Raw genomic sequence first — 24,239 nt, forward strand, 5'->3', positions numbered from 1 at the left:
AAAAATCCCGAGGGCATGTGCCTTCGGGATTTTTCTATAATGTGTCTCAACCAGCCTTCATCGTTATGGAGAAGGTGATTTTTCCATCCTTGTACGATACGGAAAGGGGAGCCTGCAGCAGGGAGGATAGTTCTCCTGCGATGGAAAGGCCGATACCGTAGCCTGCCTTTTCGCTGTTATGGGATTCATCGTTCCGGTAGAACCTTTCAAAGAAACGGGAGTAGTCGACGCCCTCGCCTTCCTTGTAATCGTTCGTGACGGAGACGGTGACATTCTTCTTCGTGCCCGCTGCCGAGACGGAGATGGTGCCGCCCTTGTCGCAGTACTTGACGGCATTGTCGAGGAAGATATGGATGAGTTCGTTCATGCACTTCCAGTCGCTCATGCCTTTCAGTCCTTCCGGGCAGGAGACGGCGAGTTTCTTGCCGCCGTCTTTTACAAGGAGGTCGAATTCACTGGCCGCCGCGGAAAGGAGTTTCTTCACATCAAGCGGCTCTATCTTGAGCTGCAGGCGGCTCATTTCACTTGCCTTGGAAAGAAGGATGAGGTGATTGATAAGGTTGGAGAGGTGGCGCACCTGTTTTAAGATGCCCTCTGTCCAGTCATTCTTGCCATTCATCATTTCAATCGCTTCTGCATTGACGGAAATGATGGCAAGAGGAGTCTTCAGCTCATGGCTGGCGTTCGTGATGAACCGTTTCTGTGCTTCCAGGTTATGCACGAAGGGCGCGATGGCCTTGTTGGAAAGGAACGCGAAGATAGCGACATAGAGAAGGATGCAGAAGAAGCCGAACCAGATGGAATAGCTGAGGAAGGTATGGAAATCGGCAAAGTCTCTCGTGCAGTCCATGACGACGATGAGCTTGCTGCCGTCAGGATATTCCGTCTTCATGAAACCGTAACGCGCCTTGTTCTTCTGCATGAAGCCGGTCGCAGATGGAGACTGGAGCGCTGTCTTGGAAAAGGCGATGGCCTGGTCCTCAGAGAAGGCGACGATGTTCTTCACATTGACGGAAGTCATCCTGTTCTCCGAATCAAGATGAATGGAGAAGTAACGTGTCTGGTAAGCAAATTCAGGAGTATCTGCCGGGGAATTGGCACCGGGAATCGGGAGCCAGCCGGCAGAGGTGGTATCGTTCTCATGAATCCTTGAGGGAAGCGTGCCGCCGTTCTGCGTGATGGCTGTCATCGTATCAATGACGTGCGAGCGCATGGCCGCATAACCAAGCGTATTGATGAGGCCCAGAGCCCCGATCACGATGATGAGGACAGCGACCGTTGCCAGTAGGATGAACTGGCGGCGGAGCCGTTTGATGAGGTTCATGCTAATCCCTCCTTGGCATCAGAGTGAATGAACCGCCTTCCTCTCCATCGATCTGCAGATCCGACATGACGGCAAGGAGCTTGCCGCGGAGGTAGGAAATGTAAATCCATACGACGCTTTCATCGACATCCTCTTCCTTGCTCCAGATTTTGTCGAAAATGAATTTCGTATCCAGACCCTTCAGCGGATTCAGCATGAGGAGCTTCATGAGCTTCGTTTCCTTGCCGGAAAGGCGGATGGAATTATGGCAGGACAGTTCCTGTTCTTCCGAATCAAGGGAAGTGGAGCCTACATTGAGTTTGGATGGCGACATGTCCTGTCCGCGGCGCGTGAGCGAGCGGATGCGGGCGAGGAGCTCGCCGACGGAAAACGGCTTTGTCAGATAGTCATCAGCGCCTGAATCAAGGCCGGAAATGCGGTCGTCGATTTCAGACTTTGCCGTAAGGAGTATGACAGGCGTCACGTCCCCCTTGCTGCGAAGGATTTTCAAGGCTGTCAGGCCGTCCATCACGGGCATCATGATGTCCATGACCATGCAGTCATAATTGTTTTTCATGGAAAGGTCCAGCGCTTCCTGTCCGTTCTCGGCAAGGTCGACTTCATAGCCGCTGTGCTTCAGGATTGTGGTAAGAACGTTGGACATGTCCCTTTCATCTTCTGCAAGAAGAAGTCTCATACAATCACTCCCTTATGAAAAAGGATGCGTCCCAGGCGCGGACAGCCCGCGGACGCACCGCTTAGTGTTCATCACGGATAAGGTTCCTGATCGTCTGCATGGAGAGGTCGCAGGAAGCAAGCTCGTCAGCGCAGCGCTTCAGCTCGCGGACGATCATTTCCGGATTCTTGATATCTTTCTTGTACTTCATCTGATGTTCCAGACTTGCCCAGGAATCCATGGCAATCGTGCGCAGCTGGATTTCTGCAAAGTACTGGCCCGGATTCTGTCCCAGGACGTCCTCAAAGGGCACGTCCATGCGGAGAATCATGTGGAAGCTCCTGTAGCCGTTCGGCTTGGCGCTTTTGATGTAGTCCTTGCCGACGATGACTTTGGCTCCGGGAATGGATTCGATGAATTTGATATTGTCGTAAATGTCATTCAAAAAGCAGCAGACGATGCGGATGCCGATTGCGTCATGGATATCATAGAGCGCAGACTTCGGCACGGGCGGAAGGCCCTTTCTCTGGCATTTCTCCCGCATGCTGTCTTCTGATTTGATGCGGTAGATGAGGTGCTCGTAAGCAGGCTCGCCTGTTTCTTTTCTCTTTGTTTCGTTGTAGTTTTCTATCTGGGATACGAGGTGCTTGAGGACGGCGGGAAGTACCTCTTTGTGTTTTCCATAAATTGATTCAGCCATGTATGCCTCCTGAAATAGTATATCCTTTATTATATCACGGAATGAGGGCGGGCGAGGAAAACGGCTAATAATTTATAACTTGTTGAAGTTTCCGAAAAGCCGGAAAAATCTAAGAAAAAATGAATGGGAATACGGTTTCTTTATACTATGCGGACTTTTCAAATTTGCGATAATATGGTAAAATTAATTGTATTTCTAGTATAAGCGTATATAAAGACAGGCAGTCCTGCGGATTTGTGCAGGAGCCGTTGTTTTTAGAAGTAGTACCCGAGGGGGAAAAGGAAAGAAATGAAAAGAGAAGGTATTCGTAACATTGCCATTATCGCGCATGTCGACCATGGTAAAACGACTCTCGTAGATGCCATGCTGAAGCAGAGCCATATTTTCAGAGACAACCAGAAAGTGGCTGAACGTGTCATGGACTCGAATCCTCTGGAAAGAGAAAGAGGAATCACCATCCTCGCCAAGAACACATCTGTGATGCATGACGGTGTAAAAATCAATATCGTCGACACCCCAGGGCATGCCGATTTCGGCGGCGAAGTAGAACGTATCCTCAACATGGTTGACGGCGTTCTTCTTCTGGTAGACGCACACGAAGGCCCGATGCCGCAGACGAAGTACGTACTGCGCAAGGCCCTTGAACATAAACTGAAACCGATCGTTGTCATCAATAAGATTGACCGTCCGGATCAGCGTATCAGCGATGTAGAAGGCGAAATCCTTGAACTGTTCATGGAACTCGACGCTACTGACGAACAGCTTGATTTCCCGCTCGTTTATGCATCCGCAAGAAGCGGCATTGCAAAACTCCATATGAATGATGAAGGAAAGGATCTCACTCCTCTCTTCGATACCATCCTGAAGTACTGCCCATGCCCGGAAGGCGATGCTGACGGCGGACTGCAGGTCATGGTCACCACCCTTGAAGCTGACGACTACCTCGGCAAAGTCGCTATCGGCCGTATTACCCGCGGTACAGCTAAGCAGGGCATGACCGTTGCCATCACTGACGGTGAAAAGATCCGCACCGACCACATCGGCGCTCTCTTCAACTGGCAGGGAATGAAACGTACACCGGTCACCGAAGCTAAGATGGGCGACATCATTGCTATGGCCGGCTTCAAAGACATCAACATCGGCGAAACCGTTGCTGACGCAGCTAATCCGGAAGCTCTTCCGGCTATCCATATCGACGAACCGACCCTGTCCATGGTATTCCATGTCAACAAGAGTCCGTTCGCAGGCAGAGAAGGCGACTTCGTCACCTCCCGCCACATCCGTGCAAGACTCTACAAGGAAATCGAGACCAACGTGGCTCTCCGCGTAGAAGACACTGATACATCCGACGCATTCAAGGTATCCGGCCGCGGCGAACTTCACCTGTCCGTCCTGATTGAAACCATGCGCCGTGAGGGCTTTGAACTCGAAGTTTCCAAGCCGCAGGTTATTTACAAGGAAATCAACGGCAAGAAGTGCGAACCACTCGAACGTCTGACAATTGAAGTTCCGCAGGAATTCATGGGTGCCGTTATGGAAGGTCTTGGACCGAGAAGAGCAGAAATGATTTCCATGGAAGAAATCGCCGGCTACATGAGAATGGAATTCTCCATTCCGGCCCGCGGCCTCATAGGCTTCAGAAATGAACTGCTGACCACCACCAGAGGCACAGGCATCATGTACCACGTATTCCAGGGCTATGCTCCATACAAGGGCGATATTCCGGAAAGAACAAAGGGTTCCCTCGTCGCATTCGAATCCGGCACGACGACCGCTTACGGCCTGAACTCCGTTCTCGACAGAGGCGAACTCTTCCTTGAACCGGGCGTAGAAGTTTATGAAGGCATGATCGTCGGCGAAAATGCCCGCGACCAGGACATGGACGTCAACCCGTGCAAGAAGAAACATCTGACCAACACCCGTGCATCCGGCTCCGATGATGCCATCAAGCTGCCGCCATGCCGCAAGTTCACTCTGGAAGGCGCTCTCGAATGGATCAACGACGACGAACTCGTCGAAGTGACACCAAAGAGCATCCGCATGAGAAAGATGGTTCTTTCCCGCCAGGCTCGTTATAAGGACGCAAACGTTAAAAAAAGCCAGCAGTAATTGCTGAATGAAATATCCGCGCCATCAAGACGCGGATATTTTTATGTCATTGAGACTTCGGCAGACCTTTGAATGATTGAAATTCATTCCGAATATCTTTTCCGTCTGTTCCAAGAGTGTCAATTTCATGTATAATAAGTTAGGATTTCATAAAGGCCGGACGGACGGCGGAAGGAGAGTGCCATGGAAGAGAAAATCACTGACTCTACAGCGGTGTATTTTCTGAAGCGCATGATCAATCGTTTCAATGACGATAATGTCACAGCGCTGGCGGCAGAAAGTACATACTACTTCATACTGGGACTGATTCCTTTCATGATCTTCTTCGTGAACGCCATGCTTTTCTTCGCGGCACCGCAGGTCGACCTTATTACAAAGGCAGTCCATTACTTACCTCAGCAGGTCGCTGTCACGCTGCAGGCCAACATCAACCGTATCCTGCAGGCAAGAAGCTCCATCTGGCTGGTTGTCGGTCTTGCTACCGCCTTGTGGACAGCCTCCCAGGGGGTCACGACGCTGATCCGGTCCATGGACTGCGCCTTCTATGGAGACAGGGACAAGCAGTCTTATATCAAAGTCAAAATCAAGTCACTCATCTTCACGATGCTCATCTCATTTGCGATGATCCTTTCCCTTGGTCTTATCGTTTTCGGAAACGCAGTCGTCTATGCGATTGCCTACTACTTCAATGTGGCGGATGTATTTCTTGAAATGTGGACGATGGCCAAGTTCGGCATCCCGTTCGTAATCTTCACCTTTTCTCTGGCAGGCTTCTATCAGTTCGCGCCGGCAGGAAGGAGAAGCGAGTGGAAACGCATCATTGCGGCATCCTTCATCGTGACAGTCGTACTCTTGGGACTGACAGCCGCTTACGGGTACTACATCCTTCATGTATCATCCATGGGCATCACGTACGGCTCCCTGATCGGCTTGATCGTCCTCTTCATCTGGTTCCACCTGACAGCCATGACAATCATCACAGGCGGTGAATTCATCATGGCATGGGATGAAACAGCAAGACGACATGATCTGGACGAAATCATAAAAAGTGAATAAAAAATGGCAGTAAAAAAGATGTGATCGAAACCGGTCACATCTTTTTCGTTTCTATCATGGAAATCAGGGTTTCATGTTCAGGTTGATGAAGCTCTGCATTTCTTCAAAGGCATCGACACTGTCCTGTATCTCAGGGACGCAGAAGGGGAAGTCGTGGGACATGTAGGGATAGACGGTGAGCGTCACTTTGACATCGTCAGAAGCGGCTTTCTCAGCAAGCTTCATGCCTTCATCCAGAAATACTTCGTATCCGCCGGTCTGGATCAGCATGGGAGGAAGGCCCGTGAGATCGCCGTAAAGAGGGGACAGGTAAGGGTCATCCAGCTTTGCGCCTTTGGCGTAGGATGGATGATTGATTTCGTAGAACATGTTTGGATTGATTTCGCCAAGGATCAGATCTTTTTTCACGCTGCCCTGTCTCGATGGAGAAATCGTTTCCATCGTCGTCCACGGGGAGTCAAGGATAAGGAGTCCGGGCTGGGGAAGCTTTTCATCCTTCAGCTTCAGCGAAAGAGCCAGGGCAAGGTTTCCTCCGGCAGAATCGCCAAAGACGATGATGCTCTTGGGATCGCAGCCGCCTTTGAGGAGTGACTGATACGCCGTGAAGGCATCATCCAGTGCAGCCGGATACGGATACCTCGGCGCAATCCGGTAGTCTACCATGTAGGTGTCCCTCGCATTGGAAAGGACAGACTGACGCATGCGATCCTTCTGTATTCAGCATGGAGGGGCGTGGTGTATCCGCCGCCATGAAGCTGGAGAACGGTCCTGTTCGGCGAGCCCTTGGGATTCACCAGTTTTTCCATGTAGAAACTGCCCATATCAAATCTTGTGTAGGTCCAGTCATCCGGTACTTCAAAGGGATGGCTGACAGGCTTTGCATCCTTGGCAGGGTGGAAGCTGGCATACATTTCCTTATAGATATAGGCCTGATTGGAAGCATTGTCCATCTGAAGGCCCGATTCAGGCAGCGACCAGGCAGGCGCGGCAGAAGCGGAGAAGCTTCCTGTGAAAAGGGCAAAGCCCATAATGCCGGCAGCGGCAAGACGTGAAAGTTTCCTGTTCATAAAATCCTCCTTGACCTGCTTTTATAATTTGGGTTCTTCACGCTTTTTTGTGGGATAAAAATAATAACATATAAAATTGGCATTGAAAAAGAGCATTATCTACTCCAAAATGTAAGTTGCCTAAAACTACGCACGGAGGTCGAATAATGCTCTTTTATTACCATAATGAAATCACTTTTAATTGTCAATATTATCGCACAGAAAATATCACTAACCATCCAAATCCTCATTGCCATACCCGAGTTACCAGTCTACGGACTGCCAGAGATTTTTTTTGTCCGCACTGTCACTCCCGTATGCATAGTTATGGGGCTTTTTCTGTACTCATCAAGGATTTTCCAGATCTTCCTAAGCAAAAGAAGTATATAGAGTTCTCGGGGCACAGATTTTGCTGCACATCCTGCGGGGAGACCATAACGGAAGATATCCCCTGCCAATGCCCTTTCACACGCGTTACTTGGGATATGGCCTTGTGGATTATCCATCTGCTTAAGTGTCATACATCCATTTCTGCCATTTCGGCCATGCTCTCTGTACATTGGAGTACCATACAGAAAATACAAAAGCATATCATGGATAAGGCGTTGGCTGCCTTTGAAACCTGCCTGAAGAAAAGTAACTATCGCCCACGGTATTTAGCCGTAGATGAGTTCGCTATCCATAAGGGCCATCGCTATGCCACCTGCGTTATGGATTTGGAAACGGGATTCATCTTGTGGGCCGGCCTGGGTCGCTCCATGGCAGATTTTGAGCACTTCTTTAAGAGCATTGGCCTTTCGCTTCTTTCCAGGCTAAAAGCGGTGGCCATGGATATGAACGCATCCTTTAACAGGCTGTTCCAGAAATATTGTCCGAAGGTCCCCATCGTTTATGACCGGTACCATATGCAGGCACAGTTTGGGCGTGATGTTATGGGAGCCGTGCGCCTGGAGGAAGCACAAAAGCATAGGCAGGAAGCAGAAGCATTAAAGAAATATACGAAAGAAACTAATAATCCAGAGCTCCAGAAGATGGCCAGGGAAAAGAGCCATGAAGAAAGGAAGCTTTATACCGAATTAAAGAAATCCCGATGGATACTGTTAAAGAAGGACGACCACCTGAATGAAAGGCAGAAAACTCATCTGTTGGATATCCTGAGCGAGCATAGGGATTTGGCGATTTGTTATGCCATGAAGAAGGAGATGACTCGTATGTTCACATTGACTGACTATGAAGAAGCTCTCGCCGGATGGACAAAATGGATTCAGGCTGGACTGGAGAGCGGGATTCCTGCATTGGTGAAATTTGCCCGGCAAAAGCAGAAGCGAATCAAGGGACTGGCTGCTCATGCCCTGTATCCTATCAATACGGGGAAGCTTGAAGGATTCAATAATAAGATCAAGGTACTAAAAAGAATCGGATATGGGTACCGAAACATGGATTATTTCTTTACCCTTATCCGATTCCATTCTTTACCTAAAAATTATTCATCCCCCAAATTTCCGTGAAGAGCCATAATTTGTATATATCATATCCCAAAAAGAGTCGCCTGTGTCAAGGAATCAGATAAGGAATTAGAAAGAGGCAATGAAAAAAGATGTGACCGAAAATGAAGGGTCACATCTTTTGTTTCTGTGATGGGAATCACGGTTTCATGTTCAGGTTGATGAAGTCACGGATTTCTGCAAAGGAATCGATGCTGTCCTGAAGCTCCGGCAGGCAGAGCGCAAAGTCATGCGACATGCCGGGATAGACAGTGAGCGTCACTTTGACATTGTCAGCAGCGGCTTTCTTCGCCAGCTTCATGCCGTCATCAAGGAAAAGCTCATAGCCGCCTGCCTGAATCAGCATGGGCGGGAATCCTGTGAGATCGCCGTAAACAGGTGAGAGGTGCGGGTCGGAGAGATTCATGCCTTTTGCATAGGTGGGGTGATTGATTTCGTGGAACATGCCCGGATTGATTTCACCCAGGACAAGATCCCTCTTCACGCTCTCCTTCCGGGAAGGGGATTCTGTCTCCAGCGTCATCCATGGCGAATCAAGGATGAGAAGCGCTGGCTGGGGAAGCTTTTCTTCCTTCAGCTTTGCGGAGAGGGCGAGTGCCAGATTGCCTCCGGCAGAGTCTCCGAAGACAATGATATTTTCCGGCTTGTATCCCTTCTTCAGCATGAACCGGTATGCAGTCATGGCATCATCAAGAGCGGCCGGATATGTATGTCTTGGCGCGAGCCGGTAGTTCACCATGTACGTATCGCGCGCGTTCGAAAGGACAGCCTGACGGACGCCCTGATTCCGGTACCCATTGTGAAGAGGACCTATATAGCCGCCTCCATGAAGCTGAAGGACGGTGCGGTTTCCTGAGCCTTCTGGGTTTGTCAGCTCTTCCAGGACAAGTCCGTCCTGAGAATATCTGGTGTAAGTCCATCCGTCCGGAGCTTCGAAGACAGCAGGCTTGGCAGAAGAGGCTGCAGGATGGAAGCGTCCGTACATTTCCTTGTAAATGTAGGCCTGCTTGGCAGTATTTTCCATCTGGACGCCCTCAGAGGGGAGCGTCCATGCCGGCGCAGCATAAGCGGGAAGGCTGCTGCCACAAAGGATCATTCCGAGAAGGCCTGCAGCAGCCAGGCGGAGAATTTTCTGATTCATGATAGTTTCCTTCTTTCTTCAAACTAACTGTAATTATCATAGACCTTAGAGTCAGCTTGAAGTCAAGAAAATTAAATGGATCTTGTCTCAGCGGCGGGAGCCATTTCCTCCTCTTCATCCTTTCCTGCACACCAGGAAGCGAAGAGGGATCCGGAAATGTTGTGCCATACGGAGAAGATAGCACCTGCGATGCCGCCGGCCGCCGTGAAGTACATGAGGGCAAGCGTGGAGGCAAGGCCGGAATTCTGCATGCCGACCTCGATCGACATCGCGCGTACCTGCGCTTTTGTCATGCCTGCTTTCTTAGCCGCAAGGTATCCGAGTGTCATGCCGCCAAGGTTGTGGAGGATGACGACGCAGAGGATGATGAGGCCGCTGTCAAGAATCGTACGGCCGGAAAGGGATACGACGCATCCTACGGTGAAGATGATGACGAGAGCAGAGAGCATCGGCGTGATCTTCGTGACTTTCGAGACGGCCTTCGGGAAGAAAATATTGAGAAGGACGCCTGAAAGAAGGGGCAGAAGCACCATTTCTATGATGGAAATCATCATGGATGTGAAGCTGATATCGACCCATGCGCCGGCGGTGACCCAGATCAGGAAGGGTGTCACGAAGGGGGCGAGGATCGTATTGACCATTGTCATGGAAACAGAGAGCGCTACATCGGCGCGTGCAATGTAGGAAATGACATTGGAAGCCGTGCCGCCCGGGCAGCATCCGACGAGGATGACGCCGATGGCAATCGCCGGCGGGAGAGCAAAGAGCTTAACGAGCGCGAAGGCAAGCGCCGGCATGAAGATGAACTGGAAGAGCGTGCCGAGAGCAATGTTCTTCGGATGATCGAAGACGTTCTTGAAGTCGCGGGGCGTAAGGCTCATGCCCATTCCGAACATGATGACACCTAGGAAAATAGGGATATAACGGGCAAAAGGCTTCATGAGGGAAGGCCATATGATGCCGCATACGCCTGCAAGGATGACGCCGGCAGCCATGTACCTGGTGCAGAAATGAACGAGTTTTTCAAGCATGGAATCACTCCTTTACGGGGAAAACAGAAAAAGGAATCAGACGGTTTCTCTTTCCTTTTCCGTGCCTCTTTCGCGAAGGATATGATTTTCGCCATCGACCATGACGACTTTCGGGACAAAGCCTCTGGCTTCTTTTTCATCCATGCCGGCATAAGCGATGATGATGACGATATCGCCGACGGCAGCCATGCGTGCCGCAGCACCGTTCAGGCAGATGACGCCGCTTCCTCTTTTTCCGGCAATGGTATACGTCTCAAGGCGCGCGCCGTTATTGTTGTTGCAGATCTGCACGCGTTCGCCGGGAAGGATGCCTGCAGCATCGAGAAGGTCAGCATCGATCGTGATGCTTCCCATGTATTCAAGATTGGCTTCCGTGACGGTTGCGCGGTGGATTTTTCCATGCATCATTGTATAAGTCATTATTCTGCCTCCAGGATTACGTTATCGATGAGTCTTGTCTTGCCGAAGCGGACAGCGACAGCAAGGAGGGCATTTCCTTCAATCGTTTCAGGAAGCTCTGCAAGGCCGGGCATTTCATACATTTCCACGTAATTGATGTCGCTCATCGGCTCTTCTTCGATTTCATTTTTAACGATAGTCAGGAGGGCATCCTTGTTTCTTTCGCCCTTCTGGAAAGCTTCTTTGGCGTGGGCAAGGCTTCTTGAAAGGACGAGAGCTGCCTTTCTTTCTTCCTGCGAGAGGTAAACGTTCCTGGAGCTCTTGGCAAGGCCGTCTTCCTCGCGTACGATCGGCATCAGGCGGAGTTCCACATTCATGAAAAGATCTTTGACCATGCGCTGGAGGACCTGTGTCTGCTGCGCATCCTTGAGGCCGTAGTAAGCGCGGTCGCATTCGGTCAGGTTGAAGAACTTGGCGCAGACCGTTGCGACGCCCCTGAAATGGATCGGGCGCGTGCGGCCGCAGAGGATCATCGTCACGTGGCCGGTGACTTCGACCCAGGTCATCTCTTCGTGCGGATACATGGCAGAAGGAGCCGGTGCAAAAAGAAGGTCGGCTCCGCATGCTTCAGCAAGCGCACTGTCCTTTTCAAGCCTCCTGGGGTAGGCGTCATAGTCTTCATTCGGGCCGAACTGGGTCGGATTGACGAAGACGGTCGTGATGACGATGTCGTTTTCCTTTCTGGCGGCACGGATGAGGGAAGCGTGTCCCTCATGGAGAGCGCCCATGGTCGTTACGAGTCCGATGGATTTTCCTTCTTTTTTACAGCGGCGGACGAAATCTTTCAGTTCGCCAATTTCATGGCAGATAATCATCATTACAGCATCCTTTCCGGAGAAACTCCTGAAGGCTTTTCTGCAACGAGCGGGAACGAAAAAGAGCGCATTCCAAAACAGAATGCGCCCTAAATGGGGATCAGGATATGGGAAATAAAAAAGCATTCCCCGAAGGATGCCAGCTATTCTGAACTATGCATTCGTCTCGGTCATTACAATCCAAGCGATATGAATTTTAAGCAAGGCACGCGCGGATCTCTTGTTTCCATGCTCCGCTATGATTCAGCTGATATCATGCGGGTGGAAATTTCCAGTTCCATAAGCGCTGGTCATTCTTTCCTTTCATAAGACTCTGTAAAGATGCCCTTGAATGGAGGTGCATGGCCCATGTCTTTCGGGAAAAGGATACCCCATGAGGAATGACTTGTCAAGGTCAAAAAAGCAATTTGACAAATTGGGAGATGCATTATAAAATAAAGTCCTTGAATTCAAAAATATGCCATTTTCCAATTTATTATATACTACAGATAGTATATAATAAATGTATAAAGGAAAACCTAGGCGGAAGGAGGAGTCCTCATGAAGAAATTGGCAATTACAGCGGCAGCAGTGCTGGCAGCGGTATTCCTTGGGACAGGCACAGCGCATGCCCTTGTACCAGGCGTAGATATCATGGACACGGAAGTCGGCTATGGCTACAATGCAGCCAAAGACGGCATCCATAGTGCTCATATTGAAATCAAACCGATCTCGAAAGTAGTCGTGGGCGCGGAATACCGGCACTGGAACCATGCAGGCAATGAAACGGATGTGTATGCGAAGTACAAAATCGGCCACCTCTATATCGGCGCAGGCAACAGAAACTATTATGACAGAGATGCAAAGCTTTTCGGACTTGTTGAAGGACGCGCAAACGTCTTAGGACCAGTCGATGCTTATGCAGGCCTCAAAGTATCCAGCGAAGAACGCGAATACAAAGCAGGACTCCAGCTCGATCTCGTACCGACATCGTTTGATGTGGATGTCAACTACACCTACTATGACAGAGATGATGTCAAGAACGAAGGCGGCCTTGGCGTCGGCCTCAACTATCACTTCTAAGAGCCATAAAAAAAAGACTGCATGCAGCAGATTGCGTGCAGTCTTTTTTTATTTTTTTATATAGCGGAAATTATTCGGCAGTGATTTTGTCGATGTCCGGTCTTCTGTCGCGGAATACATTGATCTGTGAACGGACTTCCTGAATGACGTCCGTATCGATGCGGCCGAAAGCGATTTCCTCTTCATCTTCGAGGCGGCAGATTTCTTCGCCCCATGGATCGAGGAGGAGGGAATTTCCTGCATATTCCAGTCCGCCCGAGCGGCCGGCCTGATTGACAGCGGCGAGGTAGAACTGGTTTTCAATGGCTCTTGCCTGATTGAGGCGTACCCAGTGGGTGTTCCTGATCTTTGGCCATGCGGCGGGGACGAAGAAGAGGTCGACGCCCATCAGAGCTTCCCTTCTGATCAGTTCCGGGAAGCGGATGTCGTAGCAGACAGCCATGGAGCAGGCGACACCGTCCAGATTGAAGTGGGCGAGGTGGTCTCCCATACGGAAATAGCCAGGTTCACCGGAGAGGGAAAAGCCGTGGATCTTATCAAAAGTTTCTGCAATCTTCCCTTCGCGGTTGAAAACATAGGAGCGGTTCAGGATATCATTCCCGATCTTGGCAGCGACCGTTCCTCCGACGATATTGACATTGTTGTTTTTTGCGAACGTGGAGAGCATTTCCTGCGTTCTTTCTCCGTTCTTGTCAGCAAGTTCGTCCAAATGCTCCGCGGGAAAGAAGCCGACATTCCATGTCTCAGGGAGCACAAGGATGTCCGGTTCGTGCTTCATGGCCTTTTCCATGAGCTCCAGAGCGTGAGCGTAATTGACGTCGGGCTTTCCCAGCTCGACATGCATCTGCAGCAGTCCGATTCTAAGTTTCATATATCCTCCTTTTCAGATGAAATGCAAGGGAAACTAAATCTTATCTATATTATAGCATTCCTGCATGATAAAAAGACCGCGGCAAGGGCTGCGGTCTTTAATTTTACGAACTTTATGCAAAGAATGCGGTGCATGCGTCAACCAGGTAAGCGGTATCCTTGACGCCGGCTGTCTCGTAGGAAGAGTGCATAGCCAGCTGTGCAAGGCCGATATCCACGGTCGGCATAGCCACTTTCGTGTTGGAAATGTTGCCAAGCGTCGATCCTCCGGGATTATCGCTCCTGTTCGTGAAGGTCTGCGTCGGGATATGATTCTCTTCGCAGAGATTTCTGAAGTAAGCGGCGGAGAATGCATTGGTAGCATAACTCTGGCGGGCGCTGAACTTGACGACGATACCTCCGTTGATGACGGGGCGGTTCACAGGATCAGCGTATTCCGGATGATTCGGATGGACAGCATGCGCATTGTCGGCAGAAATCATGAAGCTTCTGGCAATGGCGGCCATCGTCTCATCATAGGAAAGGCCCAGCGAAGAAGCAAGGCGCATCAGGACATTGTAAAGGAATGTCGAACCGGCGCCCTGAGCTGTCTGGCTTCCCACTTCTTCATTATCAAAGAGGGCATAGACGGAAATGGCTTCTTCCTTCTTTCCGAGGGTGAACCCGCGGAAAGCGGCAAAAGCGCACTGCAGGTCGTCGAGCTTGGGAGAGGAAACGAATTCACGTTCTTCGCCCCAGATCGTGCCGGGCACGCGGCTGTAAAGATAAAGGTCATGAGCGAGGATATCTTCTGCTTTTACTTTGGCTGATGCGGCAATGACATCCATGAAAGGCGTCTTGCCGGAAGACAGACCATAGAGGGGAAGAAGATCCTTCTGCACATTCCAGGACTTGTTCTGGTTCACCTGGCAGTCCATGTGGATCGCAACGGAAGGGATGACAAGCATCGTGCCGTCGACAGCGACGAGCTTCTGGGCCAGATGGCCGTTTTCCCTTGTAATCAGGCGGCCTGCTACGGAAAGCGGGCGGTCCATCCAAGTGCTCATGATCATGCCGCCATAGCCTTCCACATTCAGACGGACATAAGGGCCGTCCTTGATTTCAGGATTTTCCTTGATCTTGAACGTAGGGGAATCGCAGTGAGCTGCGGCGATGCGGAAGAACTCTCCGCCATTTTCAGGCACGGCAAAAGCAACGAGCGCACTGCCGTCCCTGGTGACCACGTATTTCCCGCCCTTTTCAATCTGCCATGTATCTTCTTCGCGCAGCTCAGTAAAACCCGCGTAAGCAAGCGCAGCTTTCACACCGCGGACGGCATGGAAGACAGAAGGGGACTTGGCGATGAAATGGAGCAGGTCGCGGCTCATGTCATCAGGCGTATTTAAAGGTTCCATTATTTCTTATGGTTGACTTTTCTCTGATAAACAGCTTCAGCCATTTCAGCGCGGGCTTTGACGACCGGATTGGTGGAGTTGACGGAAGTTGGTGTGAAGTTGCTGGTGTAGTGCAGCGTCTTCGTTTCCTTTTCCATCTCAACGACCTGAATGGTGCCTGCTGTACGGTCATAAGCGTATGTATAGGTGCAGGTGCCGTCCGGAATCGTCTGAATAGCTACGAAATTCAGGATTTCATGGCCGTTCGTTGTTTTCTTCAGGCTTGTTTCATCAAGATCGATCGTCGTCGTGTCGTTGTACTTCCAGTAACTTTCAGCGGAGACGGTCAGTGTTCCTGCGGCAATGGCAGCAGCGGCAGCCAGAGTCATCAGCATTTTTTTCATTAAAAATCACTCTCTTTCAAAAACGGGGATACTGTCCCTTGAAGTGGATACTATTCGGTGTATAACCTTTTCCATTATATCATAAAAATGAGAAATGAAAGAAGAAACTATTGGTTAAGAGTCAATTTTCTTGAAATTCGAGGCATAAGAAACTGAAGCTTATGCAGCTAAACGATTGGAGGATCATTTCAAGACCATGCTGCAGGCCGTGAAGCAGGAAGAAATCTTCATTCCCAGGAAATTCTCGTGTCCTAAGCCTGAGGAGGGTTTCCTTTTTCCATGGGTCCTTTTTGTTTTACTGCTGTTTCCGGTTCAGCCAGTCTTTGATCTGGAATGGAGGCGGGTTCTTCTTGTCAATGGCAGGAGGGGTTTTAAAGGGGATTTGCTGGTTTTCTCAAAATTATTCATTGGCTTTGAGTCACTTTTTCTTTTTTCAGAGGCCTTTTCCGTATATAATGAATATAGCGGGGCATGTGGCTCCGGAAAGGAATATATATGACAAACTATGCAATGATCGTGTCCTATGACGGGACGCGCTATGAAGGATGGCAGAAACAGACCCGCACGAAGGAAACCATTCAGGGAAAGATCGAGGATGCGCTTCTTCAGGTGACAGGGGAGGTCTGCCAGGTGAATGGGGCCGGTAGAACGGATGCGGGCGTACATGCCAAGGGGCAGTGTGCCAATTTCCGCCTGCCATTCCAAGTACCGGCCGATAAGCTGATGGATGAATTGAACCGTGCTCTTCCTGATGATATCGGCATCATGTCTTTGAAGGAAGCAGCGGAGAATTTCCATGCGCGCTTTTCTTCCTCGGGGAAACGGTACCGCTACCGCATCCGCATCGGAAGTCTCAAGAATGTATTCGAGAGACGGTACGTGTGGCAGCTTGGAAAGCCGCTCGATGTGGAAGCGATGAGAAAGGCGGCCCGCATTCTGGAAGGGACACATGATTTCACTTCTTTTACCAGCAACCGCCATATGAAGAAGAGTGCGGTCAGGACGGTCGAGGAAATCCGCCTGACGGAAGAAGAAGGGGAGCTTCGCATCGACTATACGGGAGACGGCTTCCTTCAGAATATGATCCGCATCATGACAGGGACGCTCGTGGAAATCGGCGAGGGTAAGAGAAGCGCTGATGATCTTGCCACAGTCCTTGAAGGGAAAGTCCGTGCAGAGGCCGGCTTCACGGCCCCGGCCGCAGGACTCACACTCCTTCGCGTATTTTACGATTAAAAGGGGATGTGACAAAATTCATCCCAACAAAAAAGGCTCTGCCCCGGATCATTTGGTCCGGGGCAGAGCCTTTCGTGTTATAATTTTTTACAATGAAAAATAACAACACTAGCAATCATTTTACCGCAGAACAAGGCATTTTGCCAATGTTTCCCTCTGAGATTCTCAATGTCGATGATCCTGTTTTAATGTATGACAGATTTATGGAGGAAATCGATCTTAAAAAGTACCTTCGTTACATACCGACGCGTGGCGCTGGCAGACCCAGGTATAATCCCGTCAACATGCTGAAAACGATCATCTATGGTTTCGCAGAAGAAGGATATTGCTCTTTTAGAAAACTTGAAGATAATTGCAGGGTTAATATCAGATATATGTACCTGATGAATTATGAAGCCCCATCCTATCGGACATTCTGTCATTTCGTGAAGGGCTTTCTTAAGTATTCTCTCAAGGATATCTTTTATTCAATTACGAAAGAACTCTGCGGCAAACTCAACGTGGATTTGCAGCATATATATATTGACGGTTCCAAGTTTGAAGCGAACGCAAATAAATACAGCTGGGTATGGAAGAAATCCGCTGAAAAATCCCGCTACAAGCATTTTGCCAAGATTACCAGCCTTTTTGAGTTACTCAATGATGATCTTAAGTATGACCATATGAGTGTAAACATCAATACAGAATACGCTCCGGACTATCTGCGTCTGGTATTGGATAAATTAAAAGAAATCTGGCAGATTGATGAGACGGCCTTTGTTCATGGAAGCGGGCATCGCAAGTCCGATCATCAACGCAAGTATGAGCAGCTTAAGGCATATACATCAAAACTTGAAGAATATGTTGAGAAGATACAGATATGCGGTACTTCCAGAAACAGTTATTCGAAGACCGATACGGATGCAACATTCATGCGAATCAAGTCGGACTACATGGGAAATGATCAGCTTCTGCCTGCATACAATGTCCAAATAGGTGTTGCCGATGAATTTATTGCCGTAATTGATGTTAACCAGTATCGTTCAGATATGGATTGCTTCGTACCGCTGATGGAGGAATTCCACGAAGTCTATGGGGCTTATCCTAAGTATCCTGTGGCAGATGCAGGATATGGATCTTTCAACAATTACATCTATTGCGAGCAGCACGGTATGGAAAAGTATATGAAATTCCCCATGTACAAGAAAGAAACGAAAGACAAGAAATACCATACCAATCCGTTTCGGCCAATAAACTTTAGAGTTGATGAGAATGGAACCATCCGTTGTCCAAATGACAGGGCTTTCAAATTTATCTATAGACATCTGGTCAGAGGGAACTTATACGGCAGGCAGGAGGAAGTATTTGAATGCGAAGACTGCCAAGGATGCCCGCTGGCAGAGCAATGTAAAAAGACCCCGAAGAACAAAAGAATCTCATTGAGCAGAGAACGGAATAACATGTACCAGGAGGTTCAGGATAATCTGGAAAGCATCCATGGAGCCCTGCTAAGAATGAACCGGTCAATCCAGGCTGAAGGAACTTTTGGAATCATGAAACATGACAGATGGTACAAAAGAATCGTCAGAAAAGGGATAGATTCTGTAAAAGCCGAGTTATACCTGGTAGCACTTGGCTATAATTTAAGGAAATACATCACAAAAATAATGCGTATAAGGATTGCCGCCTAAGACAATATAATTAAAAGTCTTATGGGGGTAAGGGGGCTTACGCGCATTTTTACGTAAAAGGCTTACAGCAGAGCTAAAAATGATGAAATAAAGACGCAAAAAAGAGGCTGCAACAAAATGATTAACCATTTTGTCACAGCCCCTTTTAAAAACTTCTAATTTATCTGATAACCATGACGGGGCATTTTACGTGGCCTAAAACATACTGGCTGACGCTTCCCATGATGAAGGAGGAAATGGCGCCTCTGCCGCGGCTTCCCATGATGATCATGTCGATGTTGTTGTCTTCGGCAAGGGAAGTGATGACACGGCCCGGATCGCCGATCTTGACGAGTGCAGTCAGTCTGGTGCCTACCGGAATCTGCGCTTTCAGATTGCTTAAGACTTCTTCTGCTTTCTTTCTCATGGAAATGAAGCCGTTTTCATCGAGTGTGACCTGCAGGACAGGATAGGCAGCGTCGTTCATGTCAGCTACGTAGAGAAGGAAGAGTTCCGCATTGTGCTTGATTGCCATATCAAGACCGACTTTGAAAGCTTTTTCGGCAGTTTCAGAGCCATCAACGGGGACAAGGATTTTCTTGAATTCCATTCAAAACACCTCCGGGTTAAAAAAGTAAATATGCCGCTCTCTTATATCATTATACCATGAGACTTATTCTGAAACAGGGATTGAGGTTAAAGATTTGAATATTCTTTCTGATTTTCCGAAAAAAGGAGAACATATGAAATTAAAATCAGGAAAGAAACTGCTGGGAGCTCTTCTTCTGGCATCGCTTGTCGGATTTGCATCACTCCCGGCGGTTTCTGCAGAAGATGCAGCTCCCGCTGACGGGAATGGGCCGGCTGTCGAAACGAGGGAACCTTCCTATCCGGCAGTCAACGGACATTACAAGAATGAAGCATTCGGCATGGAGTTCGATCTTCCGGCCGCTTATACGGAAGATGCAGGAAACAAGCCGTACATGTACCAGGCACATCTTACGGATTACAATATGGGTCTGATGGTCCTGATGCAGGGAAGAAAGGCAGGAATTTCCGACAGCCGCCTGAAGGAAGAGGTGAAGCAGGTCGAGGAAATACCGGACCAGATGGCTAAGGGCTCCAAGGACGTGAAGATCATGGACAAGAAGATGGTGAAGGCCGGCGGCTATGACACGCTCCAGTTTGCCGTCCGCGGCGAGCATGACGGGAAACCGTTCATCAGTGTTAATGATTTCATCCTCACAAATTCTGCGACGTACATGATGAGTTTCACCATGAAGGATACGGATTACAAGAATAATCAGAATGAAATCGATGAAATCCTGAAGAGTGTCAGCTTCTTCACTGTATGGAGGACAGAGCCGGTCCGCACGACGAAGTATGCATACGACCTTCCTGTCGATGTGAAGGTGGGAGCTTCCGGAGGCATCAATCCGGACCATATCCTTCTTGGAACGAATGGAAGACTTTTGACGGGTGTTATGGTTGTGAAATCTTCGAAGAGAAGCGCACTTTCTTTCTGGCCGGAAAGTCTTTCAGGCCTCACGGAACAGCAGAAGAAGGGAGTCCTTGATGGCCTTAAGGGATATCTTTCCCTCGATCCTGCCATGAAGGAAGCCAAACATCTCACGATGGATTTCGTACAGATGAAAGCAGGGGATGCAGTCAGGGTCGATTATGATATCGATGATGACCATACGTCTGCCTGGTATTTTGCAAAGGACAAGAATTCCATCTGCTTCGACTATACGTATGGAAAGGAAGATGCCGATTATGCAGCAGGAATCGTTGAAAAGTCGACAGCATCCATTACGCTGTAACAGGTGATTTCCTTTTTATAAAAGCTCCTTTATAATAGAGGAAATGAGTATGACGGAGGTGCGGTTTTGTTATTTAATCTTTTTGGAAGCAATAAAAAACAGGAATTTATTGATGGATATGCCCAGAAACTGGCTGATGCGGCTGTCGAAGGTGAAATCGATGCAGATCTCCTGGAAGAACTGATCGATTATGCCCGCGAGCATGACCTCAGCAACAAGCAGCTCGCCAGTGCACAGGCGCTTGCTTGTGACAAAGCCTTCGAGGAGCTTTTCCAGAACGGGTACCTGGATGATGACGAGTATGACCTCTACAAGGATCTCATCGATACCTGCTACATGCTGAAGGAAGACCAGAAGTACAAGTACACGACGATTTCCAAACGCTGCAATGCAATCTACAAGATCCAGGAAAAGGGCCTTCTTCCGAAGGTGGATCCTGAATTTGCCAATGTGGATTACAGGGAGGGCGAGGACCTTCACTTCGCAGGCCCGGCCAAGCTGATGAAGGAAGAAAGCGGCGCAGAAAAGCTCTCTGGCGGCGTCATTGCCAAGGGCACTTTCTATAAGACGGGCGGCCCGATGGTTGGGGAATCCCCGAAGGGCTGGAAGGAAAACGGACCGGGCGTGCTCTGGATCACGACCGAGCGTATCGGATACCGCGGAAAGAAAGGAAAGTTCACTCTGGAGATCGAAGATCTCGATCATGCCGAACTTGCCAAGGGACTTCTTCTTTACTATGAAAAGGGAGAAGAACATCCGGAAGCCGTCAAGCTTGACGATCCGGAAATGGCAGGACTCATCCTTTCCCGTATCATCAACGGTCCGCCGGAAGAAAACACAGAAGAATCTGAAGAATAAAACGAGAAATGGAAAAGCTCTGCAGGCAATGGCCCGGCAGAGCTTTTTCTTATTTCTTGTTTTTATCGTGTTTCTTTGATTCGAACTGGATTTCTATGATGCGGCTGGGACGGCCTGTCTTATCCGTGAAGCGGCGGCCGACGTCCTGGGCGAGGTGATGATCGATGAGCTTGGCAAGGATGCGGTTGATCGTGCGCGGCGTGACGCTTGTCAGGTCGGCAAGCTCGGAGGCAGTGAAGCGCTGGCGGCCTGTATCGCGGCAGGCGTGGTAAAGGTCGGCGATGATCCTCACGCTGACGCCGGATTTCTTAGAGAGGTAGAGGAACTGCTCATCGATGGGATGTTCCTTCTTTTCCTGCGAGGCCTGCCCGTTTTTTGACATGGGGACGCGGGAGAAGAGCTCCTTCCCGATGATGTAGGCGCGATTTCCGCCGGAAGCTGAGGAGTGTTCCATGCCCTGCAGCGCATTGTACTTGGCTTCGGCTGCCGTTTCGCCGTATCCGATCCCGATCGAAAGGGTGAAGGCGGTCGTTTCAGCGACGTTGGAAAGAAGCGAGAAGTGGTGGTAATGGTTTGTCGCATTCTCGATGAGGGCAGGGGTCGTGAAAAGGAAGTACCCGGAAGGCGGCTGCTCGATGCAGGCGGCATCCAGGAAATGGGCAAAGCGGTGGATTTCACGCGAAACCTGCAGCTTTTCCATCGAAAGGCGGTAGTCATTGTTATTGGGAATGGATTCCTTGAGCGCGTCGATGTGGATGGCTATGACAGCAAGCCTGTTGCCGCGGTCCAGCATGGATTCGTGGGTGAGGACAAGGCGCTGCAGCCCGTTCCGGATATCATCGAAGGATGGCTGGAGGATGTAGACGGGAATGCCCTTGGAGTCAAGGATGTCGCGGACCTTGTAGAAGAGGGTGATGCAGTATGAGACTTTACCCATCCGGTAGAGCTTTTCCATGGCGGCTGCATTCTTGATGAGGAGGCCTTCATTGTAAGCAAGGATCGGAAGGATTTCGAGGGAAAAGTCGTTTTCACTCATCCCGATTTCCTTGAAGGCAAGGTCGAAGAAATCCCTCCGGTCAAGATCGGTCGCAATCCGCATGGGATATCCCTTGTCACGCGCCCGGTAGAAAAGATTCTGAGGCTTGGGAGCTCTTCGCTGTTAATATCCCTTGTCACGCGCCCGGTAGAAAAGGCGCAGAAGCGAGGCAGAGGAACGCGGGATGGTCAGCCATTCTGTCACATGCGGCACGGCTTTTTCCGCATAGCGGCGGGCCGTGTCTCCCAGAAAGAGGAAGGTCTCGACGCTGTTCTGGCGGCCGGAGAGGAGATCCGGGATTTCCACAATGGAATGATAAGGAAATGGGACGGCTTCGATTTCCGGAAATTCTCCGGAAAGGAAGGTGATGATTTCATCAATGATTTCTGCAGGGACTACGATTCCGATACGCATGGCGCACTTCCTTTTTGGTCAGAATAAAGGTCTATTAAGGACATGTTCTTTTCCTTATGCTATTCATAAGTGAGGTAAAAGTAAATAACTGGTTCGTCAGAAATCAGCTCACGGGCAAAGAAGTCCATGCATCCGTATTTTTTGCATGGTTTTTTTAGTAGGTTTGGGAGTGTAGGAGGTCATCTATGAGTTGGTTGAAAAAGTATCAAAGTGAAAACAAGTACGTGGTATTCTTCTTCCTCTATATAGGGTTCTGTATATCCTATATAGACAGGTCCGCCATCGGGCTCGCGCTTCCTTCGATTTCGAAGGACTTCGCCCTTGCGCCCACGCAGATGGGCGTCGTCATCAGCGCATTCTTCATCGGCTATTCCATCATGCAGATTCCTGGCGGCTGGCTGGCTGACCATTTCGGTTCCAAGACGGTCATCTGCATTGCATTGACACTCTGGTCCATCTTCACCTTCACGACCGGCCATGCATCGACGCTTGCAGGACTGCTCTTCCTGCGCTTCGTATTCGGTCTCTGCGAAGGTCCATATGCCGGTTCCTGCTACAGAGCGATTGCTGAATACTTCCCGCGTGAGCTTCGTCCTGCATTTACGACAGGCATCCTTTCCTCGAACTACATTGGAAGCGCCATTGCACCGATCATCATCGTACCGCTCATCCTCTGGTTCGGATGGAGAGGCATGTTCCAGGCATTAGGCTGCATCGGCCTCGTTTATGTATTTTTCTATGCTTTTTGTGTCAAACAGACAAAGCCGGCAGAAGAAGTCAAAGCAGGCAAGAAAGAAAACAAGACAAAGTACTTCCTGCACCTGATGAAGTTCTCTATCATCTGGAAACTTGTCCTCTGCGCATTCTGCGTATCCTGCATCAATAAAGGCCTCGATGCCTGGATGCCGACATACCTCATCGCAGAACGCGGCATCAACCTGAAAGCCGTCGGTTATGTAACGCCGATCCCGTTCATGGCATCCTTCCTGTCAACGGCAGGCTGCGGCTGGCTTATGAACAAGTATTTTGATAAGAAGGAACAGTACATGATTGCCATCTGCGCTGTCATGACCGCGATTTTCCTCTACCTGATGTACAATGCGGAAACCCTTTTCTGGGTCGTCGTATTCCAGTGCGGTGTGTACTTCTTCAAGGCATGCATCTTAGGTTCTGCTGTTGCTATCGTCCTTAAGATCGTCACCGGTTCCATTGCAGGTTCCGCTTCCACGCTTGTCAACATGGGTGGACAGGTGGCAGGCTTCATTTCGCCAGTCATCATGGGCTACCTTGTTTCTGCATTCAACGGTTCCTTCAATGCCGTATTCTATTACCTGATTGCTGCTGCAGCGCTCTGCGCAGTGAGCGCACTCCTGATCCCCAAGAGAAAAGAAGCTATGCTTGATCTGGGTGAAGGCAGCGAAGAATAAGTTTCATAAGAGCTGTGAAAATGATACCCGTTTTTGCAGCTCTTCTAATTTTCCGTAAGGCTTTGCTGCCACGAGGCTTTATTGGAAATAAGGGACAGGCGAAAGGCGCTGTCTTTAAGTCAACTGCATAGACTGACATCGATTCAATCGATATGCCGAAAAGAAATGCTCGATAGTCTCCGAGAAAAGTTTCCTATTTGGGACACAATAAAAGTCTGTTAAGGACATTGTCTTTTACTTATGATT

The 24,239-nt window shown here is 49.5% G+C and carries 25 protein-coding genes; 10 read left to right on the plus strand and 15 right to left on the minus strand.

Going from position 1 to position 24,239, the window contains the following annotated elements; genetic code table 11:
• Positions 1-46: 46 nt before the first annotated feature.
• From Dia5BBH33_RS02205 to Dia5BBH33_RS02215, 3 genes are all read right to left on the minus strand, one after another.
• Entirely contained in the window at positions 47-1,324 is a 1,278-nt protein-coding gene (locus tag Dia5BBH33_RS02205) for a sensor histidine kinase (RefSeq protein WP_022381554.1), read from the minus strand.
• A gap of 1 nt (position 1,325) precedes the next feature.
• Entirely contained in the window at positions 1,326-2,000 is a 675-nt protein-coding gene (locus Dia5BBH33_RS02210; protein WP_022381555.1) for a response regulator transcription factor, read from the minus strand.
• A gap of 61 nt (positions 2,001-2,061) precedes the next feature.
• The gene (locus tag Dia5BBH33_RS02215; RefSeq protein ID WP_143332294.1) at positions 2,062-2,679 is read right to left on the minus strand and encodes a GTP pyrophosphokinase; all 618 of its coding nucleotides are present in this window, start codon (positions 2,677-2,679) and stop codon (positions 2,062-2,064) included.
• 288 nt (positions 2,680-2,967) lie between these two features.
• Here Dia5BBH33_RS02215 and typA point away from each other — a divergent pair, with 288 nt between their 5' ends.
• Both typA and Dia5BBH33_RS02225 read left to right on the plus strand, forming a co-directional pair.
• Positions 2,968-4,788 carry a translational GTPase TypA gene (gene typA / locus Dia5BBH33_RS02220; protein WP_143332295.1) on the plus strand — a complete coding sequence of 607 codons (1,821 nt, stop codon included), beginning with the start codon at positions 2,968-2,970 and terminating at the stop codon, positions 4,786-4,788.
• Positions 4,789-4,971: 183 nt separating this feature from the next.
• Positions 4,972-5,844 (plus strand): YihY/virulence factor BrkB family protein, encoded by an 873-nt coding sequence (locus Dia5BBH33_RS02225; protein WP_108849979.1) that lies wholly within the window; start codon positions 4,972-4,974, stop codon positions 5,842-5,844.
• Positions 5,845-5,907: 63 nt separating this feature from the next.
• Here the strand turns inward: Dia5BBH33_RS02225 and Dia5BBH33_RS02230 are convergent, their stop codons facing one another.
• Positions 5,908-6,546 (minus strand): alpha/beta hydrolase, encoded by a 639-nt coding sequence (locus Dia5BBH33_RS02230; protein WP_108849978.1) that lies wholly within the window; start codon positions 6,544-6,546, stop codon positions 5,908-5,910.
• Positions 6,501-6,911 (minus strand): hypothetical protein, encoded by a 411-nt coding sequence (locus Dia5BBH33_RS02235; protein ID WP_143332296.1) that lies wholly within the window; start codon positions 6,909-6,911, stop codon positions 6,501-6,503. The genes Dia5BBH33_RS02230 and Dia5BBH33_RS02235 overlap by 46 nt, the downstream gene beginning before the upstream one ends.
• 146 nt (positions 6,912-7,057) lie before the next feature.
• Here Dia5BBH33_RS02235 and Dia5BBH33_RS02240 point away from each other — a divergent pair, with 146 nt between their 5' ends.
• Positions 7,058-8,398: an ISL3 family transposase gene (locus Dia5BBH33_RS02240; protein ID WP_143332297.1), complete on the plus strand. Its 1,341-nt coding sequence runs from the start codon at positions 7,058-7,060 to the stop codon at positions 8,396-8,398.
• A 136-nt stretch (positions 8,399-8,534) separates the two neighbouring features.
• On the opposite strand, the gene Dia5BBH33_RS02245 is transcribed toward Dia5BBH33_RS02240, so the two are convergent.
• The 4 genes from Dia5BBH33_RS02245 to panC form a co-directional block, all read right to left on the minus strand.
• Positions 8,535-9,536 carry an alpha/beta hydrolase gene (locus tag Dia5BBH33_RS02245; RefSeq protein ID WP_143332298.1) on the minus strand — a complete coding sequence of 334 codons (1,002 nt, stop codon included), beginning with the start codon at positions 9,534-9,536 and terminating at the stop codon, positions 8,535-8,537.
• A gap of 71 nt (positions 9,537-9,607) precedes the next feature.
• Positions 9,608-10,567, minus strand: a complete 960-nt coding sequence (locus Dia5BBH33_RS02250; protein ID WP_143332299.1) for a bile acid:sodium symporter family protein — start codon at positions 10,565-10,567, stop codon at positions 9,608-9,610.
• A gap of 36 nt (positions 10,568-10,603) precedes the next feature.
• Positions 10,604-10,987, minus strand: a complete 384-nt coding sequence (panD, locus tag Dia5BBH33_RS02255) for an aspartate 1-decarboxylase (RefSeq protein WP_022383150.1) — start codon at positions 10,985-10,987, stop codon at positions 10,604-10,606.
• Entirely contained in the window at positions 10,987-11,844 is an 858-nt protein-coding gene (gene panC, locus Dia5BBH33_RS02260; RefSeq protein ID WP_231939245.1) for a pantoate--beta-alanine ligase, read from the minus strand. Before panC ends, panD begins: the two co-directional genes overlap by 1 nt.
• A 537-nt stretch (positions 11,845-12,381) precedes the next feature.
• Between panC and Dia5BBH33_RS02265 the strand changes: the two genes are divergently transcribed.
• Positions 12,382-12,903, plus strand: coding sequence for a transporter (locus Dia5BBH33_RS02265; protein ID WP_143332300.1), 522 nt, complete (start codon positions 12,382-12,384; stop codon positions 12,901-12,903).
• A gap of 70 nt (positions 12,904-12,973) precedes the next feature.
• Here Dia5BBH33_RS02265 and Dia5BBH33_RS02270 read toward each other — a convergent pair whose 3' ends face one another.
• From Dia5BBH33_RS02270 to Dia5BBH33_RS02280, 3 genes are all read right to left on the minus strand, one after another.
• Entirely contained in the window at positions 12,974-13,774 is an 801-nt protein-coding gene (locus Dia5BBH33_RS02270; protein ID WP_022383147.1) for a carbon-nitrogen family hydrolase, read from the minus strand.
• Between the two features lie 112 nt (positions 13,775-13,886).
• Positions 13,887-15,167, minus strand: a complete 1,281-nt coding sequence (locus Dia5BBH33_RS02275) for a M18 family aminopeptidase (protein WP_108849973.1) — start codon at positions 15,165-15,167, stop codon at positions 13,887-13,889.
• The gene (locus tag Dia5BBH33_RS02280; protein WP_022383145.1) at positions 15,167-15,550 is read right to left on the minus strand and encodes a hypothetical protein; all 384 of its coding nucleotides are present in this window, start codon (positions 15,548-15,550) and stop codon (positions 15,167-15,169) included. The genes Dia5BBH33_RS02275 and Dia5BBH33_RS02280 overlap by 1 nt, the downstream gene beginning before the upstream one ends.
• Positions 15,551-15,746: 196 nt before the next feature.
• Between Dia5BBH33_RS02280 and Dia5BBH33_RS02285 the strand changes: the two genes are divergently transcribed.
• The 3 genes from Dia5BBH33_RS02285 to Dia5BBH33_RS02295 all read left to right on the plus strand — a co-directional run bounded on the left by Dia5BBH33_RS02285 (position 15,747) and on the right by Dia5BBH33_RS02295 (position 18,456).
• Complete coding sequence (locus Dia5BBH33_RS02285; protein WP_108849972.1) at positions 15,747-16,049, plus strand: hypothetical protein; 303 nt, start codon at positions 15,747-15,749, stop codon at positions 16,047-16,049.
• Positions 16,046-16,786: a tRNA pseudouridine(38-40) synthase TruA gene (truA, locus tag Dia5BBH33_RS02290; protein WP_108849971.1), complete on the plus strand. Its 741-nt coding sequence runs from the start codon at positions 16,046-16,048 to the stop codon at positions 16,784-16,786. Before Dia5BBH33_RS02285 ends, truA begins: the two co-directional genes overlap by 4 nt.
• A gap of 92 nt (positions 16,787-16,878) precedes the next feature.
• Entirely contained in the window at positions 16,879-18,456 is a 1,578-nt protein-coding gene (locus Dia5BBH33_RS02295) for an IS1182 family transposase (protein ID WP_143332110.1), read from the plus strand.
• Between the two features lie 160 nt (positions 18,457-18,616).
• Here the strand turns inward: Dia5BBH33_RS02295 and Dia5BBH33_RS02300 are convergent, their stop codons facing one another.
• Positions 18,617-19,045 carry a universal stress protein gene (locus tag Dia5BBH33_RS02300; protein ID WP_022383143.1) on the minus strand — a complete coding sequence of 143 codons (429 nt, stop codon included), beginning with the start codon at positions 19,043-19,045 and terminating at the stop codon, positions 18,617-18,619.
• 133 nt (positions 19,046-19,178) lie between these two features.
• On the opposite strand from Dia5BBH33_RS02300, the gene Dia5BBH33_RS02305 reads away from it, so the two are divergent.
• Complete coding sequence (locus Dia5BBH33_RS02305) at positions 19,179-20,258, plus strand: PsbP-related protein (protein WP_022383142.1); 1,080 nt, start codon at positions 19,179-19,181, stop codon at positions 20,256-20,258.
• A 66-nt stretch (positions 20,259-20,324) separates the two neighbouring features.
• The gene (locus Dia5BBH33_RS02310) at positions 20,325-21,116 is read left to right on the plus strand and encodes a hypothetical protein (RefSeq protein WP_022383141.1); all 792 of its coding nucleotides are present in this window, start codon (positions 20,325-20,327) and stop codon (positions 21,114-21,116) included.
• A gap of 49 nt (positions 21,117-21,165) precedes the next feature.
• On the opposite strand, the gene Dia5BBH33_RS02315 is transcribed toward Dia5BBH33_RS02310, so the two are convergent.
• Entirely contained in the window at positions 21,166-22,215 is a 1,050-nt protein-coding gene (locus Dia5BBH33_RS02315; RefSeq protein WP_143332301.1) for a winged helix-turn-helix domain-containing protein, read from the minus strand.
• A 60-nt stretch (positions 22,216-22,275) separates the two neighbouring features.
• Positions 22,276-22,566, minus strand: a complete 291-nt coding sequence (locus tag Dia5BBH33_RS02320) for a hypothetical protein (RefSeq protein WP_143332302.1) — start codon at positions 22,564-22,566, stop codon at positions 22,276-22,278.
• Positions 22,567-22,751: 185 nt separating this feature from the next.
• On the opposite strand from Dia5BBH33_RS02320, the gene Dia5BBH33_RS02325 reads away from it, so the two are divergent.
• Positions 22,752-23,993, plus strand: a complete 1,242-nt coding sequence (locus tag Dia5BBH33_RS02325; protein ID WP_022383139.1) for an MFS transporter — start codon at positions 22,752-22,754, stop codon at positions 23,991-23,993.
• The last annotated feature ends 246 nt before the right edge of the window (positions 23,994-24,239 follow it).

Source organism: Dialister hominis, assembly GCF_007164725.1.
GTDB classification, from domain to species: Bacteria; Bacillota; Negativicutes; order Veillonellales; family Dialisteraceae; genus Dialister; species Dialister hominis.

Excerpts from the sequence above, each read along its gene's own strand:
- Dia5BBH33_RS02205 (WP_022381554.1), bottom strand. The coding sequence starts at position 1,324 with ATGAACCTCATCAAACGGCTCCGCCGCCAGTTCATCCTACTGGCAACG.
- Dia5BBH33_RS02210 (WP_022381555.1), bottom strand. The coding sequence starts at position 2,000 with ATGAGACTTCTTCTTGCAGAAGATGAAAGGGACATGTCCAACGTTCTT.
- Dia5BBH33_RS02215 (WP_143332294.1), bottom strand. The coding sequence starts at position 2,679 with ATGGCTGAATCAATTTATGGAAAACACAAAGAGGTACTTCCCGCCGTC.
- typA (WP_143332295.1), top strand. The coding sequence starts at position 2,968 with ATGAAAAGAGAAGGTATTCGTAACATTGCCATTATCGCGCATGTCGAC.
- Dia5BBH33_RS02225 (WP_108849979.1), top strand. The coding sequence starts at position 4,972 with ATGGAAGAGAAAATCACTGACTCTACAGCGGTGTATTTTCTGAAGCGC.
- Dia5BBH33_RS02230 (WP_108849978.1), bottom strand. The coding sequence starts at position 6,546 with ATGCGTCAGTCTGTCCTTTCCAATGCGAGGGACACCTACATGGTAGAC.
- Dia5BBH33_RS02235 (WP_143332296.1), bottom strand. The coding sequence starts at position 6,911 with ATGAACAGGAAACTTTCACGTCTTGCCGCTGCCGGCATTATGGGCTTT.
- Dia5BBH33_RS02240 (WP_143332297.1), top strand. The coding sequence starts at position 7,058 with ATGCTCTTTTATTACCATAATGAAATCACTTTTAATTGTCAATATTAT.
- Dia5BBH33_RS02245 (WP_143332298.1), bottom strand. The coding sequence starts at position 9,536 with ATGAATCAGAAAATTCTCCGCCTGGCTGCTGCAGGCCTTCTCGGAATG.
- Dia5BBH33_RS02250 (WP_143332299.1), bottom strand. The coding sequence starts at position 10,567 with ATGCTTGAAAAACTCGTTCATTTCTGCACCAGGTACATGGCTGCCGGC.
- panD (WP_022383150.1), bottom strand. The coding sequence starts at position 10,987 with ATGACTTATACAATGATGCATGGAAAAATCCACCGCGCAACCGTCACG.
- panC (WP_231939245.1), bottom strand. The coding sequence starts at position 11,844 with ATGATGATTATCTGCCATGAAATTGGCGAACTGAAAGATTTCGTCCGC.
- Dia5BBH33_RS02265 (WP_143332300.1), top strand. The coding sequence starts at position 12,382 with ATGAAGAAATTGGCAATTACAGCGGCAGCAGTGCTGGCAGCGGTATTC.
- Dia5BBH33_RS02270 (WP_022383147.1), bottom strand. The coding sequence starts at position 13,774 with ATGAAACTTAGAATCGGACTGCTGCAGATGCATGTCGAGCTGGGAAAG.
- Dia5BBH33_RS02275 (WP_108849973.1), bottom strand. The coding sequence starts at position 15,167 with ATGGAACCTTTAAATACGCCTGATGACATGAGCCGCGACCTGCTCCAT.
- Dia5BBH33_RS02280 (WP_022383145.1), bottom strand. The coding sequence starts at position 15,550 with ATGAAAAAAATGCTGATGACTCTGGCTGCCGCTGCTGCCATTGCCGCA.
- Dia5BBH33_RS02285 (WP_108849972.1), top strand. The coding sequence starts at position 15,747 with ATGCTGCAGGCCGTGAAGCAGGAAGAAATCTTCATTCCCAGGAAATTC.
- truA (WP_108849971.1), top strand. The coding sequence starts at position 16,046 with ATGACAAACTATGCAATGATCGTGTCCTATGACGGGACGCGCTATGAA.
- Dia5BBH33_RS02295 (WP_143332110.1), top strand. The coding sequence starts at position 16,879 with ATGAAAAATAACAACACTAGCAATCATTTTACCGCAGAACAAGGCATT.
- Dia5BBH33_RS02300 (WP_022383143.1), bottom strand. The coding sequence starts at position 19,045 with ATGGAATTCAAGAAAATCCTTGTCCCCGTTGATGGCTCTGAAACTGCC.
- Dia5BBH33_RS02305 (WP_022383142.1), top strand. The coding sequence starts at position 19,179 with ATGAAATTAAAATCAGGAAAGAAACTGCTGGGAGCTCTTCTTCTGGCA.
- Dia5BBH33_RS02315 (WP_143332301.1), bottom strand. The coding sequence starts at position 22,215 with ATGCGGATTGCGACCGATCTTGACCGGAGGGATTTCTTCGACCTTGCC.
- Dia5BBH33_RS02320 (WP_143332302.1), bottom strand. The coding sequence starts at position 22,566 with ATGCGTATCGGAATCGTAGTCCCTGCAGAAATCATTGATGAAATCATC.
- Dia5BBH33_RS02325 (WP_022383139.1), top strand. The coding sequence starts at position 22,752 with ATGAGTTGGTTGAAAAAGTATCAAAGTGAAAACAAGTACGTGGTATTC.